The sequence below is a fragment of the Methanobrevibacter sp. genome, assembly GCF_017406825.1.
Classification (GTDB): domain Archaea; phylum Methanobacteriota; class Methanobacteria; order Methanobacteriales; family Methanobacteriaceae; genus Methanocatella.
Window position 1 is genome coordinate 46,252 of sequence record NZ_JAFQXT010000017.1, and the last position, 12,706, is coordinate 58,957.

At 37.7% G+C, this 12,706-nt stretch carries 18 protein-coding genes; 1 reads left to right on the forward strand and 17 read right to left on the reverse strand.

All coding sequences use genetic code 11. From position 1 onward, the window contains the following. The 17 genes from IJF99_RS02860 to IJF99_RS02940 all read right to left on the reverse strand — a co-directional run bounded on the left by IJF99_RS02860 (position 1) and on the right by IJF99_RS02940 (position 10,725). Positions 1 to 999, reverse strand: coding sequence for an NADH-quinone oxidoreductase subunit H (locus tag IJF99_RS02860; protein WP_292791841.1), 999 nt, complete (start codon positions 997 to 999; stop codon positions 1 to 3). 4 nt (positions 1,000 to 1,003) lie between these two features. Further along, the gene (locus IJF99_RS02865; RefSeq protein ID WP_292791844.1) at positions 1,004 to 2,131 is read right to left on the reverse strand and encodes a nickel-dependent hydrogenase large subunit; all 1,128 of its coding nucleotides are present in this window, start codon (positions 2,129 to 2,131) and stop codon (positions 1,004 to 1,006) included. Between the two features lie 10 nt (positions 2,132 to 2,141). Next, positions 2,142 to 2,588: an NADH-quinone oxidoreductase subunit B family protein gene (locus tag IJF99_RS02870; protein ID WP_292791847.1), complete on the reverse strand. Its 447-nt coding sequence runs from the start codon at positions 2,586 to 2,588 to the stop codon at positions 2,142 to 2,144. After that, positions 2,589 to 3,080: a 4Fe-4S dicluster domain-containing protein gene (locus IJF99_RS02875; protein ID WP_292791850.1), complete on the reverse strand. Its 492-nt coding sequence runs from the start codon at positions 3,078 to 3,080 to the stop codon at positions 2,589 to 2,591. It abuts the gene before it with no gap. Further along, entirely contained in the window at positions 3,081 to 4,490 is a 1,410-nt protein-coding gene (locus IJF99_RS02880) for a 4Fe-4S binding protein (RefSeq protein ID WP_292791851.1), read from the reverse strand. A 12-nt stretch (positions 4,491 to 4,502) separates the two neighbouring features. Continuing rightward, positions 4,503 to 4,751 carry an energy-converting hydrogenase B subunit J gene (locus tag IJF99_RS02885; protein WP_292791853.1) on the reverse strand — a complete coding sequence of 83 codons (249 nt, stop codon included), beginning with the start codon at positions 4,749 to 4,751 and terminating at the stop codon, positions 4,503 to 4,505. Beyond that, positions 4,748 to 5,227 (reverse strand): MnhB domain-containing protein, encoded by a 480-nt coding sequence (locus IJF99_RS02890; protein ID WP_292791856.1) that lies wholly within the window; start codon positions 5,225 to 5,227, stop codon positions 4,748 to 4,750. Before IJF99_RS02890 ends, IJF99_RS02885 begins: the two co-directional genes overlap by 4 nt. Continuing rightward, positions 5,224 to 5,502, reverse strand: a complete 279-nt coding sequence (locus IJF99_RS02895) for an EhbH (RefSeq protein ID WP_292791859.1) — start codon at positions 5,500 to 5,502, stop codon at positions 5,224 to 5,226. Before IJF99_RS02895 ends, IJF99_RS02890 begins: the two co-directional genes overlap by 4 nt. Further along, positions 5,495 to 5,830, reverse strand: coding sequence for a hydrogenase (locus IJF99_RS02900; RefSeq protein ID WP_292791862.1), 336 nt, complete (start codon positions 5,828 to 5,830; stop codon positions 5,495 to 5,497). The genes IJF99_RS02895 and IJF99_RS02900 overlap by 8 nt, the downstream gene beginning before the upstream one ends. After that, on the reverse strand, positions 5,827 to 7,281 hold the full coding sequence (gene ehbF / locus IJF99_RS02905; RefSeq protein WP_292791865.1) for an energy conserving hydrogenase EhbF: 1,455 nt from the start codon (positions 7,279 to 7,281) through the stop codon (positions 5,827 to 5,829). Before ehbF ends, IJF99_RS02900 begins: the two co-directional genes overlap by 4 nt. Further along, positions 7,274 to 7,660 carry a cation:proton antiporter subunit C gene (locus tag IJF99_RS02910; protein WP_292791867.1) on the reverse strand — a complete coding sequence of 129 codons (387 nt, stop codon included), beginning with the start codon at positions 7,658 to 7,660 and terminating at the stop codon, positions 7,274 to 7,276. The genes ehbF and IJF99_RS02910 overlap by 8 nt, the downstream gene beginning before the upstream one ends. Further along, the gene (locus tag IJF99_RS02915) at positions 7,660 to 7,893 is read right to left on the reverse strand and encodes a DUF4040 domain-containing protein (protein WP_292791870.1); all 234 of its coding nucleotides are present in this window, start codon (positions 7,891 to 7,893) and stop codon (positions 7,660 to 7,662) included. Before IJF99_RS02915 ends, IJF99_RS02910 begins: the two co-directional genes overlap by 1 nt. 2 nt (positions 7,894 to 7,895) lie before the next feature. After that, positions 7,896 to 8,318 carry a cation:proton antiporter gene (locus tag IJF99_RS02920; RefSeq protein ID WP_292791873.1) on the reverse strand — a complete coding sequence of 141 codons (423 nt, stop codon included), beginning with the start codon at positions 8,316 to 8,318 and terminating at the stop codon, positions 7,896 to 7,898. Then, on the reverse strand, positions 8,315 to 8,581 hold the full coding sequence (locus tag IJF99_RS02925; RefSeq protein WP_292791875.1) for a hypothetical protein: 267 nt from the start codon (positions 8,579 to 8,581) through the stop codon (positions 8,315 to 8,317). The genes IJF99_RS02920 and IJF99_RS02925 overlap by 4 nt, the downstream gene beginning before the upstream one ends. Before the next feature lie 30 nt (positions 8,582 to 8,611). After that, positions 8,612 to 8,926, reverse strand: a complete 315-nt coding sequence (locus IJF99_RS02930; RefSeq protein WP_292791878.1) for a monovalent cation/H+ antiporter subunit E — start codon at positions 8,924 to 8,926, stop codon at positions 8,612 to 8,614. A 269-nt stretch (positions 8,927 to 9,195) separates the two neighbouring features. Continuing rightward, entirely contained in the window at positions 9,196 to 9,915 is a 720-nt protein-coding gene (locus tag IJF99_RS02935) for a metal-dependent hydrolase (protein ID WP_292791881.1), read from the reverse strand. A gap of 69 nt (positions 9,916 to 9,984) precedes the next feature. Further along, positions 9,985 to 10,725: a succinylglutamate desuccinylase/aspartoacylase family protein gene (locus tag IJF99_RS02940; RefSeq protein ID WP_292791884.1), complete on the reverse strand. Its 741-nt coding sequence runs from the start codon at positions 10,723 to 10,725 to the stop codon at positions 9,985 to 9,987. Between the two features lie 44 nt (positions 10,726 to 10,769). On the opposite strand from IJF99_RS02940, the gene IJF99_RS02945 reads away from it, so the two are divergent. Continuing rightward, positions 10,770 to 12,692: an IGHMBP2 family helicase gene (locus IJF99_RS02945; RefSeq protein ID WP_366931245.1), complete on the forward strand. Its 1,923-nt coding sequence runs from the start codon at positions 10,770 to 10,772 to the stop codon at positions 12,690 to 12,692. The last annotated feature ends 14 nt before the right edge of the window (positions 12,693 to 12,706 follow it).

Genomic DNA, 12,706 nt, shown 5'->3' on the forward strand with positions numbered 1-12,706 from the left:
CTATAATAATCCTATTACAACAGCCAATATTCCTAGCAATGTGGCTCCTAAAATAGATGGTAATAACTGTCTATTTGTAAATACAGGAGCAAATGCTGAAAATATTCCCATTAAGACTACGAATATTAACGCTACAATAATATTTAGTACAATTCCCCATGATAAAATTGTTGGTGGAACTCCAATGAACAATACTGAAAAGACCGCACCAAGAACAAACATGAAGAATCCTCTTGTCAATACGACAACTGCCCTATATTTTGCCGCATATTCCATATATGGCCCTTCAATTACATCGGATTTGGCTTTGATAATTGAAAATGGATATTCGTTCAATATAATCATATAACCGATGAAAAATACCACTGCTGCAATTCCTCCAGCCACCGTGAATAAGAATGGTCCGTTTAACTGCTGATAAGTTACGATATCCTGAAGAAATACGCTTCTTGCCGCTGTGATAGGTGCAAATAATGCAAGATACAATGGGAATGATCCGTATGTAATCATTCTGAGTGATCTTCTTGCGCTTATATCCTCCACAAATGAGCGGTTTGATTTGATGTGAACCGCTCCTTTAATCCTATCAGGGAAAGGCATCCTAACGGACATTACGGATTTTGACAATGCCCCCATCAAGACATAACAGATTTCTTCCACTTTTAAAAATCCTACAATAGCCACCAAACTGGAAAGAGCCGGGATTTTATAAGCCTGAGGAGTTAATGCAATCAAGATACATAAAACTACAATAAAGCATAGGATTGGCAATGCCTTATACAACTTAGGAACAGGAGATGATATATTTACATTTTCCTTGAACATGAATTTGATTGGAGCCATGATTCCGGGCGCGATTACTATCGGTCCGATTCTCTGTTGAATCCTTGCATGAATATATTTCCTTTCGATTCCTGGGAGCAATGTTGAAATGACAAAACAAACCAGGACTGTAAGAACTACTGCAATAATCGGATTGGTGAGTATATTTTCCAACATTTCTCTATCTCCTAATTATTTCAATTGCCCTATCGGTACATGTGAAGCATGGGTCACATTGTACGATGCATAATTGCGCATCTGTAATCTGGTCTCCGATGCATGCGTATTGCATTGCACCAATATTCGCCATTGATGGAGTCCTGATGATACAGTGCCTTACTCTTCCACTTTCCAAGGCATATGAATGATATAGGGTTCCCCTTGGAACTTCAATGTAACTTTCATTAATGTCAGTGTCAAACATTTCCCAGTCGCGATTTACAATTTTGCCTTCAGGAATGTTGGCAATAGCTTGTCTTATGATTTTTATTGCTTCGAATGATTCCAATGCCCTCATGACAAGATTTGATTTGACATCTCCGTCAGGCTGGGTTATTACATTGAAGTCAAAATCGTCGTATTCAAACATTGTGGTTCTCAAATCCCTTGCAACGCCTGTTGCCCTTAGGGTAGGTCCGGTAACGGCAAGTTCAATAGCCTGCTTTTGAGGCAAGACTCCGATTCCGGTTATCCTTGACATTACTATGGAATCTGCTAAAAACCTTTCGACAAAACCTGTTAGTCCTTCCTCTATTTTGTCCATGTCGTTTTTAAGTCTTAAGAGTTTAGCTTCATTCAAATCACATCTTGGCCTTACTCCTCCTAGGACTGAACAACCGTATTGCACACGGTTTCCTCCAATCATCGCAAGCAGTTCCATGACAATCTCCCTCAGGTAGAAAACCCTCATTGAAAATGTTTCATGAGACAATACTTCACAACCATGCGCCAAATACAAGAAATGTGAATGCAAACGTTCGAGTTCGCTCATAATTACGCGAATATATAAAGCCCTCTCAGGAATTTCAATACCTAATCCTAATTCAGCTGTTCTGCATGAGTTCCATATATGTGCATTTGAACAGATTCCACAGATTTTCTCGGTAAGGGCATTTGCCTTTTCAACCGGAAGGCCTTCCATGATCCTTTCAATACCCCTATGATTAACACCAATAGTGATTTCGGCTTCCTGAACAATCTCATCCTCTACAAAAAACCTTACCCTATATGGCTCCAATGCAGCAGGGTGAACCGTACCCATTGGAATTTCAGTTTCGATAATATTGCTTCTTGGTACTTTCTTATCCATCAAATCCCCTCTAATCCGCATCTAATAATGTAGGTAAAAGTGATACAACTCCAGCCAAAACATCCTGAGGCCTTACAGCACAACCCGGCACCTTAGCATTTACAGGTATGATATTTTCAACTGGCCCTTCAATTTCCTCTGAAGGAATGTCACCATAACAATTCTTATAAACACCACCCATCAGCGCACAACTTCCAGCAGCCACAACCAGTTTTGGATTAGGAATGGCTTCATAAATTGCCTCCAATGGTTTTCTATTCAAATGTGTGACAGGACCTGTGACAACCAACACATCGGCTTCACGAGGATTCCATGTTAAAAACACATTATATTGCTCAGCATCAAATCTAGGTGATAGAATTGAGTTTACAATTTCAATGTCGCAGCCGTTGCATCCGCCGGTGTAAACCAGCATGACATGTATCGCTCTTGCTCTTGAAAATGATTTAAGTCCCATCTAATCACCCTCCTCTCTGTTCTTCAATACCGTATTGTCTGAAAGGTATTGTGCTATGAACTTAAGTTTGTCATCAGAAATTTTAAACGGCTGACTCATGGTTTGCCCAATGTCAACTTCCTGGTCTCCAACATTACTTGGATGTATGGTTCCTTTTTGACCATAAAGTGAATATACTGGGCAGAAATCATGGCAATAATAACATACAACACATTTTTCAAGATTAATTTCAGGTACTTCGGTTTTAATCCATCCGTCAGTTATCTTAACTGGCTTTGCCAATTCTTTCATCTCAACTGCGCCGGTCGGACAGACATTAGCACAGCCCGCACATCCAATACAGGCCTTCTCATCAACTCTGTCATCAACCTCCACTGACAGCGTTGCAATCTGATTTCTCATTTCCATATCAGTAACCCTATCAGCTGCAAAAAAGATTCTTTTAAAGTTAGTAAATGCTCCTTCAAGAGCTATTCTCAGTATACTGCTCATTTAAATACCCTCTATTGAATCTTTAAAATTTCTTTCGAATAAAAATGCCCTTGCAGGACATGCATTCTTACATGCGCCGCAATAAGTACAATTCTCTTCATTAACCACGTAATTACCGTCAACTTTTTCAATTGCATCATATGAGCAAATTCCATAACAGACTCCACAATGCATACATAACTTTTGCTCAATGAAATTGAATCCGTCTTTGATTTCATTTTTATACATTGTTGATTTAGGAATTGCGTCAACAGGACAATGAACTGCACAATTTTCACATAATATGCATTTGTCCATATTTACAGAAATGTTTCCCCGGTATAATGTGATTGCATCCTCCTGACACATTTCAACACAGATTCCGCAGGAAATACAATCCTCTGTGACCTTGCCGTCCCAGGTATGAGTCATTACCTGACGGGCCCCTGCCTCATCACAGACCTGGACACATTTTCCGCAGCTCACACAGAAACCTGTCAATGCAGGGAACTCCTCTTCACTATATTCATCATAGATAAACATTTCATCGTCTTCACGCAATGTGTGAATAGGACAATGGCCAATAGCCAAATCATGAGTGATATTTTCAGTGTCTATTGTTGGGTCATATCTCAATTTGTCGCCGTCACGCTTAAGAGATTCGTTTTCACATAAATCTGCACATAATCCGCAATTCAGACAGGATACAATCTTTCCGGTCGCATCCTGATTTAGCTTATTAATAACTATTCTGAAATCATCAACTGAAATCGCATTGTGCGGACATGCTTTCATACAGTTAAGACAAAGTGTGCATGAGGAAGTGTTTACCATTTGATGCTTGTTCATTGATTCGTTTGGACAAACATCAGCACATAATCTGCATTCCCTACAGATTCCTTCATCCCTGTCGACTTTAACATGAATTGCTCCCATCGGACAGTACTCTTCACACCTTCCGCATAAAATACATTTTTCAGTGTCAGTTCCGAAGTAGGTTCTTGAAACCACCTTGACTTCGCTTTCGGTTTTATGAGGAACATCATCCAATGGAGGATTTAAAATGTTGAATGACTTGATCAATTGAATCTGTTTTTCCTTTTCAAATTCAAATCCGTCAACACGATATTCAGGATATTGCTCTGCACATACGCCGCAGCGTGAACAAATACCATATACTATGCCGTCGTCGATAGTAATGTTATTTGTAGGACAGTTGTACATGCACATTCCACAGCCATTACATTTGGCTCTGTCCACAACATATCCTCCGTAGCTATTTTTAAATATTGCATGGTTCGGACAGTTCTGATAACAGATTCCGCAAGTCAGACAGCTGAATGGAACGCCATTGATTAACCTAATAGATTTTGTAGGACATGTTTTAATACATTCTTCGCTTTTTTCATATGCATTAGTTGATAAAAACATTTTAAAAACTCCTTATTTACTCCTTGCAAATATTAGTTTGCCTACAAAAATTCCTATTAAAGCAGATAAAAATGCAGTGGACGCCGGCAGATCAGTGTAAAACGGATAATTGCCGGATTGCCATGCTACAATTATTCCTGCAATAAGTATTATTATAAATGCGCCGAGAGTGAAATGAGTATCATTGACGTCGAGCCTGATTCGTGACCCGATAACTAACCCCAATATCAATCCGAATATTATTGGTCCGAAAGATATCATTGTTCACCCTCCTCTACAAATTTTTTAAAACCTGCAAATGCAATGACGATTGAAGACAATCCTACAAACACTTTCAATCCCACAAATATGTTGAGATATGGAATTATACCGGCATTTGTAACATCCGGATAATGCAGGACGCTTTGGATTGCCTGAGGAACGACATTAAGCAAGTCTGTTCCTACGTTGTATAGGAAGAATCCTCCTACAAAAAGACCTATCAATCCGAATACTATGAATCCCAATGCACCGACAGATTCTAAAACTTCAATATATAAATGTGACAATTCTAATGGGGAATTACCTACTCCATAAACGAGAACAGACAATATAATTCCGCTTGCAATCATTGCACCGCCCTGGAAACCTCCACCAGGAGTGATGTGGCCTCCAAGAATGGTCATTATACCTAAACAAAACAATATAATTGAAATCGGTAAAGATATAAGTTTTAAAATCATACTATTCTGACTCATTTTTTAGCCCCCAATAATCCTCTGCCGAATATCAGCAAGACCACTAATCCGGCAGTTAACAATATGATTGATTCGCCTAATGTATCATATGCTCTAAAGTCAAATATGACAACAGTTACCATGTTTGGAGCAATCTGAGTTCCTAAAGCATTGTAAATATTGCTTACACCAGGATTTATGATGCTGCTCAGGTTGTAAATCGCATCAAGCAAAGTAACGGAAAAGACCGCTGTCAAGACTGCTGCAAGTAAATTGCGTATTGTAGTTTTAGACAAGATTACCACCCCAGTACATGAATGTTACAATAAGAGCCAGAACTAAAACCGCATAGAATATCATTTTTTCAAGTGAATCTTCCTGCTCTATTTTGAACTTCGGAATCAGCGGAATATTTGAAATCAGCAGGACAGTCAATATCAATGTAACCAATCCTGCAAGCAAAACACTTACATGCCTTAGCAATATTGCAGATATGACCAAAGATACAATCAAGAATATCTCGGCCGTAATGCTTCCTGAAACATCGGCATTAGTAACCGGTCCAGGTGAAAACAATTTTTTGAATTGCTTTACAACATCAAAGATTTGGTCATACAGTTTCATAATATCCCTCCTACAAAGTTAGAAATTCCACTTGTAACCACATCTGGGAAAATACCTAAAAGTATGATAATAATCAGCAGTACTCCCATTGCGAAAACCATAGTTCTTGGAACCTCTTTTCCTTCAAGGTCTAAGTCATTTGGTTTTGGTTTTAAAAACATGGTATAATATGTCTTTACAAATACCACAAATGTTGCTATACTTACCATAATGGCCAAAATAGATATTTCAGGGAATCCGCAACTTAAAGATGCCTGAACAAGCATTAGTTTAGATTGGAAACCGCTTAATGGAGGAACTCCTGCCATTGCAAGACCACCAATTAAAAGCATTATGGCCACTTTCGGATGGTATGCAAGAATTCCACCTAATTTTCTTGTATCTACTTCATTTGTTGCATGAACAACAGCACCAAAACCTATGAATAATAATGCAGTGATTATGATTTCATTTAATGCCTGGAAGAGTCCAGCTGTAATTGCAAAGTTTGTTCCAAGCCCGATTCCTAAACCAATGAAACCTAATTCACCTACTGCTAAAAATCCAATCATTCTTCTGAAGTCTGTTTGGGTTAACGCAAGAGAGACCCCCAATATCATAGCTAAGATAGAGAAGAAGACTACAAGAACTTCAAAGATTGGAAGTGAAGAGTAAATTCTAAACATTATTAATACGATTGAAATCATTGAAACAACTGTAAATGATTGCAGGAGCGCTGCTCCGTGAGGTTCTGCTTTTGAATAGATTCCAGATTTTATAGTATGGAACGGTGGTAAACCTGACGCGTATAACCAACCAAAGAATATCAATGCGAGTGATAATAAAAATACTGGAGATGTAGCATCAATTAAACCTGTGTGAACAGCTAGTGCAATATCTGTTACATTTACACTACCAGTTAATGCCAATAAGAATCCAATTCCCAAAAGCATTATCGGAGACCCGATGGATCCTAAAATCATATATTTCAAAGCCATTTCATAACTGTAATCAATTGAAGAGGCCGCAACGATACCTACCTGTGCCAAAGCGAGTATTTCAAAGAATACGAACATGTGGAATATGTCGTCGGTTAAAATCATCGCTGTTACAGCAGCAGTACCCAGGAACAGAAGGAACAGGTACGGTCCTGAAACTTTCTTATACTTGGTCAGGTAGATGAATACAACCAGGAATGTTAAAAGACCTACAGCGCCAATGATAATCTGTTGCAGGAATGTGAATGAATATGTAATTGCCGGGTGATACATCACACCTGTGACGTTGTCCAGCATCGGCTGATAACCTCCGAAGTAATGAAGACCGTAATTGGACAATAGAGGAATCAGCGGTAAACATATTGCTACAACAAATGCGAAAATCTTAGTTACCTTGTTGAACTTTGAAAATGCGCTTATCAATAATGCCGCCATAAGAGGAACGATTACCATAAGGGGGATTAATTCATTCATTGTATTCCTCCTGTTTTGATGTATCGGCCAACATTACTTTAGTGGATAATGTGCCGTATCTTCTGTATAAAACCATTACTAAAGCAAGCATTACTGCCAAGGTACTTGCGCCGATTACAATACTGGTAAGCACTAAACCGAAAGGCAAAGGATAAGCCGCGTTTGCCGCAAACCATGAAGTGTCCATTCCTGGCATCAGGATTGGTACAACTCCTCCGGCCTTATAACCAATAGCAACAATGAACAGGTTAGCCCCTTCTTCAATGAAACTAATACCTATAATCTTTTTTATGATATTATCAATGAATATTGCTGAATAAAGCCCAATAATGACCAATGCAGCAGATGTTAACAATATCGCTAGTTGAACTTGTGCCATTAGCCATCACTCCTCTGGGTTTTCTTAACAGCTAAAGCAATGAATACCGGTACGATTGCAGCGCCAACGATGGCCTGTGTCAGAGCAACATCAGGTGCCAGCAATATCTGGAACAATACTGCAAGAGCGCCGCCGCTGAATCCGGTTAAAATTGCCGCCTTCAGCAAGTCCTTTTGAATAAGAGCAAGAATTGCGCTTAATATCACGATGATACACAATACAATTTCCAACATTATTACTCACCCTCATCAATTGTTATTGTAGTTACTGAAAATCTGTCATCCGCCTTAAGTTTCTCTGAGTTTTCACTTTCTAAAGCCTGCATCTTTTCCTTAGGATGGATGAATGGATGATTTTCATCTACTTCTTCTTCAACTGTCAATAAATCGACGTTATTTTCTCTATCTTCTTTTTTCCAGTAAGCATTAGCGATTGCGTGTGCTGTGAATGGTGCTAGAATAAAGTAAATTCCAGCCAGGAGATATTGGCCTAAAGCAATCATAGCGATAATACAAGCAATATCAAATACCCCTACAATGTGGATTCTTCCATAAACCACGTTTCGAGTATTTCCACTTAAGCTTATAAGTCCTATTGCTGATACGATTATCAGGAAAGCTGATATGATAAGAAGGATTGATTGAACATACTCAATCATTTATCTTCACCTCCCAACGTTACAGCGAAAGCAATAGTTCCTACAAAACCAAAGAATATTAAAGCTAATGATATATCTCTAAAGAATTCAAGATTATATAGACTGCCTCCAATTAGCAATGCTACAGCAAAGGCGTTGACAATTACAGAACTTCCCAGAAGCCCCATTGAAGTGGATCTATATGCACTTGCCCTTAAGCTGGCCAGCATCATTATAACTAATGCTATAACCAAAATATATTCTGAAATAATCAATATATCCATACTATCTCACTCGACTTTTTTGAAAATGTATTACTCCAACATTTTCTTAATATAAGGTTCAAAAGGAATGATATCCTCTTTTTTTCTTGGAGAAATAGCAGCTACTTTGATAATGTTATTCTCGCTGTCCAAATCAACAGACAGAGTACCTGGAGTTAATGAAATACTGTTTGCCAAAATTGTCTGTGAAACAGGCCTCTCTAAAACTGTTTCAATATCCATGACAATAGGGTCAATATTTCTCCTCATAACCCCATTAAAAGCAACGTTGAATGTTGCTTTTATGATTTCGTAAATAAGGTCAAGGAAATATATAATTCCGTAACCGATTCTAGTCAAAAACATTAAACAAGCTCCATTTCAAATTTTTATTAAAAAGTCAAAAATTGACCTTAAATAATAATATTATTATTTATCATGATTATTCATTATAAAGTTATGCTTTTTAAAAAAAGTATTCGAAAACTGAATTACAATTGTTAAAAATAATCAAAAAAATATACATGAACAAAAATCCGCATCAGATTAATTAAATGATGTCAAATCAATAGTCAAAATTAAAATTAAAGGATTTTTTCATATACTAAAAAACATGATATATCCGACGAATTCAACTACACCAGGTTCCAATAATTCACAACATAATTGCCGAACAGACTAAACAGAACCGGAATGTGATAGATTATCGAAGCCACCGCCAGAACAAAAATCATGCTCAGTCCAAAATTTCTATAAACCTTTTTAGAAGAGAGGGGTGCGAATATTTTAATTCCCGCCGGAGTGAACGAATCAAGAACGATGTGGGAAAATATGCCCAAGAATACACTAAGAATTATTTCGATATATGAAATCTCAGCAGTCGGAAGAAGAAATAGGCCGATGAAGAATAATGGAAGAAAAATCATCAGCAATTTCCTATTCAGGAATAAAAAGCTCAAAAGAGCAATCAGAATGGCCATTAGCAGATAATTATTATCCAAAATTGTTACGGCATTAATTAATTGAAATGCCCAAATCAGCACCAATGAAACTGCTGCCGTTAAAGTCAGAACCCCGAAAATCGAATGCGTGAAACTTCGGTGTTCCGAAAAATAAAAGGTTGCGCCTAAAAATACAATAATCGGGCCAATATAATAAGGTAATTTAAGGATATATAGTGAAATGAACACTATCAACCCTAAAATAATCATCTTATAGACATTGTCCTTTTTGAATTTATGGTCAAAATCTGGAATATTTGCACCAATCAATGTTAAAGCAACTGTTAGAGGATTGTGAAAAAACATCAAAGAGAGTACTAATGCAAATATTGAATGCCCCTTATATGAAGACAATTAAATCACCTTGGTTAAAAATAGTTTTTATATATTTAAAAGGTTAATGAGAGAGCATTTGAAAAGTAATTATGCACCAAAATAATCCAAAAAGCTCACCATCTGGGCGAAGGACCTTTCAACTGTTCCTTCACCGACATTTGCAAAAGGACATACCACTTCACCTGTGATGGCAGGAATTCCATTTAAATTACAAACATCCTCGACCGCTCCTTTATAGTAAGACCCTGCAAAATCCACTGATAAAACCGTGCATCCAATATCCTGTGAAATATAATTTGCAATCAGATAACTTTCAGCGGAAGGGGACTTGGATGAAAAGACAGATTCGATGCCCGGATTTGAGTTAAAAGAAGTTGAATGGAAATCGCCGACAAAGTTAATCCCCAAATCCTCAACAGCCCGGACAATTAAATTACTTAATGAATCTTTGATATGGGCCGAACGGTTCAAATCCATTGTATTTAATGTCCTCTGATTATTCATAGTGGATTTCGGAGATGCGAATGGAATAAAGTATAATGTGTGATTCAAATCCTTATACAGCATCCTATTCAACAGTTTAAGATTAGCGATTTGTGAAGGCAGTTCATTGCCGTGAATGCCTGAAAGAATCAATATTCTAGTGCCCTTATTTCCCAATTTAAAAATAGGAGTTCCGTGAACACATTTCTCAAGTACAAATTGAGTGAATTTGTTTAAATCCAAATTATCCATGATAGATTTGTTTCGTGAAATGTATCCCCCTGAAAAATCGCAGAGATAAGACATTTCAAGATTGCCGAATTCCTCAATTTTTTTGAAAAGCATAATTAAATATACAGTAAAACTCTTATTTAAAAATAAGTATGAAAATGAAGAAATATATTAAAAACCTGATTAGGCTTATCAATTATGAAAGAGATGCTGAAATCGACTTGATGACTTATGAAATCAGCACAATGTCCGGTCAGAGAAGAGAAGAGCTTGGAAGAGCCATCAATAAGGTCAGGGGAAAAAGAATGGGTACCGAATTGGGCCTGCAGATTGTCCAGTTCGGAAGATCTGAAACCTTCGACACTGAAATATCAGTTGGCGACATGGTTTTAATCAGTACAGACAACCCCCTGCGAAGTGATTTGACAGGTACCGTGACGGAGAAGGGTGCAAGATTTATCACAGTCGCTTTTGAAAGAAATGTTCCGAAATGGGCAGTTAAAAAGAAAGTTAGAATTGATTTATATGCTAATGACGTTACATTCAGGCGAATGGAGGACAATTTAAACCATTTAAGCCTAAAAGGTAAAAATGCCCTCGAATACATTTTGAATGAAAGAAATCCCAAAAAAAATCGGGAAGTTCCATATATCTCATACATTGATGAAAATCTCAATAAATCACAGAAAAAAGCAATTGAAAATGCTCTTTCATGTGAAAACTTCTTCCTGATTCATGGTCCCTTCGGAACCGGGAAAACAAGGACATTGGTTGAGTTGATTTCACAGGAAACACGTCAAAACCATAAGGTGCTGGCCACAGCGGAAAGCAACGCTGCAGTTGATAACATTTTAGAAAGACTGATGGAAAATAAAAAATTAACCCTTACAAGACTTGGCCATCCCCAAAGAGTTTCAAAACACAATATCACTCAAACATTGGTCTATAAAGTTGAAAACCATAAGTTAAATAAAAAAGTTCAAAAGATTTACAAGAAAATCAGCAACCTGATTGAAAAGCGAAAAGTCCATACAAGGCCTTCCCCTCAGTATCGCAGGGGTTTTAGCGATTATGAAATCCTTCATAACGCTTCTCGAGGAAAGGGAGGTCGTGGAATAAGCGCTGAAAAGATGAAGTCAATGGCGAAATGGATTGAAATCAATCAGGAAATCGATGAAGCCCATGATGAAATCAGAAGAATTGAAAACCGCATGATAAATGAGATTGTAGAGTCAAGCGATGTCATACTTGCCACAAACTCCTCCGCCGCCCTTGAGTCAATTGCAAGAGTCAAGTTTGATGTTGCAATCATTGATGAGGCTTCACAGGCCACGATTCCAAGCGTTCTGATACCGATAGCCAAGGCCCACAGGTTTATCCTTGCAGGGGACCACAAGCAATTGCCTCCAACAATCATAAGTGACAGGGCAGAAGAGCTGTCCAAAACATTGTTTGAGGAATTAATCAGAATGTATCCATTCAAATCACAATTATTGAACATTCAATATCGCATGAACAGTCTTCTCATGAAATTTCCAAATGAGGAATTTTACAATAACGGTTTGAAAAGTGATTCGAGCGTTGATGACATAACAATCAATGACATTATGGGCGGCGAAGGCAGCGAAGAGGCATTGCTCTTCATCGATACATCAGATGTTGACAGCGAAGGTGAAACTCATCTAAAGGATTCAAAATCCATCATAAACAATTTGGAAGCCGAAATCAGTACAAGCATTGCTCAAGATTACATAAATGCCGGCATCAGCGAAGGAGACATTGGAATCATAAGTCCCTATGCAGACCAGGTCAAGATCATCCAGGAAATGACTCCTGTTGAAGTCAAAACTGTTGACGGTTTTCAGGGAAGGGAAAAGGAAATCATTATCATTTCCACAGTCAGGAGCAATGAAAATGGAAATATTGGATTTTTACAGGATTTAAGAAGATTGAATGTTGCAATTACCCGTGCAAAACGTAAGCTGATTATTATCGGCAATAAAAATACATTGATTGCAAATCCTACCTATGAAAGACTGATTGATTTTTGTGAAGATAGAAACTTGTTGGTAAAAATTTAGGTATACCTAAACTT

Bases quoted from the DNA above. Each gene is read 5' to 3' on its own strand.
- ehbF (WP_292791865.1), bottom strand. From the start codon at position 7,281: ATGAATGAATTAATCCCCCTTATGGTAATCGTTCCTCTTATGGCGGCA.
- IJF99_RS02920 (WP_292791873.1), bottom strand. From the start codon at position 8,318: ATGATTGAGTATGTTCAATCAATCCTTCTTATCATATCAGCTTTCCTG.
- IJF99_RS02880 (WP_292791851.1), bottom strand. From the start codon at position 4,490: ATGTTTTTATCAACTAATGCATATGAAAAAAGCGAAGAATGTATTAAA.
- IJF99_RS02925 (WP_292791875.1), bottom strand. From the start codon at position 8,581: ATGGATATATTGATTATTTCAGAATATATTTTGGTTATAGCATTAGTT.
- IJF99_RS02940 (WP_292791884.1), bottom strand. From the start codon at position 10,725: ATGCTTTTCAAAAAAATTGAGGAATTCGGCAATCTTGAAATGTCTTAT.
- IJF99_RS02870 (WP_292791847.1), bottom strand. From the start codon at position 2,588: ATGGGACTTAAATCATTTTCAAGAGCAAGAGCGATACATGTCATGCTG.
- IJF99_RS02915 (WP_292791870.1), bottom strand. From the start codon at position 7,893: ATGTTGGAAATTGTATTGTGTATCATCGTGATATTAAGCGCAATTCTT.
- IJF99_RS02885 (WP_292791853.1), bottom strand. From the start codon at position 4,751: ATGATATCTTTCGGACCAATAATATTCGGATTGATATTGGGGTTAGTT.
- IJF99_RS02910 (WP_292791867.1), bottom strand. From the start codon at position 7,660: ATGGCACAAGTTCAACTAGCGATATTGTTAACATCTGCTGCATTGGTC.
- IJF99_RS02900 (WP_292791862.1), bottom strand. From the start codon at position 5,830: ATGAAACTGTATGACCAAATCTTTGATGTTGTAAAGCAATTCAAAAAA.
- IJF99_RS02865 (WP_292791844.1), bottom strand. From the start codon at position 2,131: ATGGATAAGAAAGTACCAAGAAGCAATATTATCGAAACTGAAATTCCA.
- IJF99_RS02930 (WP_292791878.1), bottom strand. From the start codon at position 8,926: ATGTTTTTGACTAGAATCGGTTACGGAATTATATATTTCCTTGACCTT.
- IJF99_RS02890 (WP_292791856.1), bottom strand. From the start codon at position 5,227: ATGAGTCAGAATAGTATGATTTTAAAACTTATATCTTTACCGATTTCA.
- IJF99_RS02860 (WP_292791841.1), bottom strand. From the start codon at position 999: ATGTTGGAAAATATACTCACCAATCCGATTATTGCAGTAGTTCTTACA.
- IJF99_RS02875 (WP_292791850.1), bottom strand. From the start codon at position 3,080: ATGAGCAGTATACTGAGAATAGCTCTTGAAGGAGCATTTACTAACTTT.
- IJF99_RS02945 (WP_366931245.1), top strand. From the start codon at position 10,770: ATGAAGAAATATATTAAAAACCTGATTAGGCTTATCAATTATGAAAGA.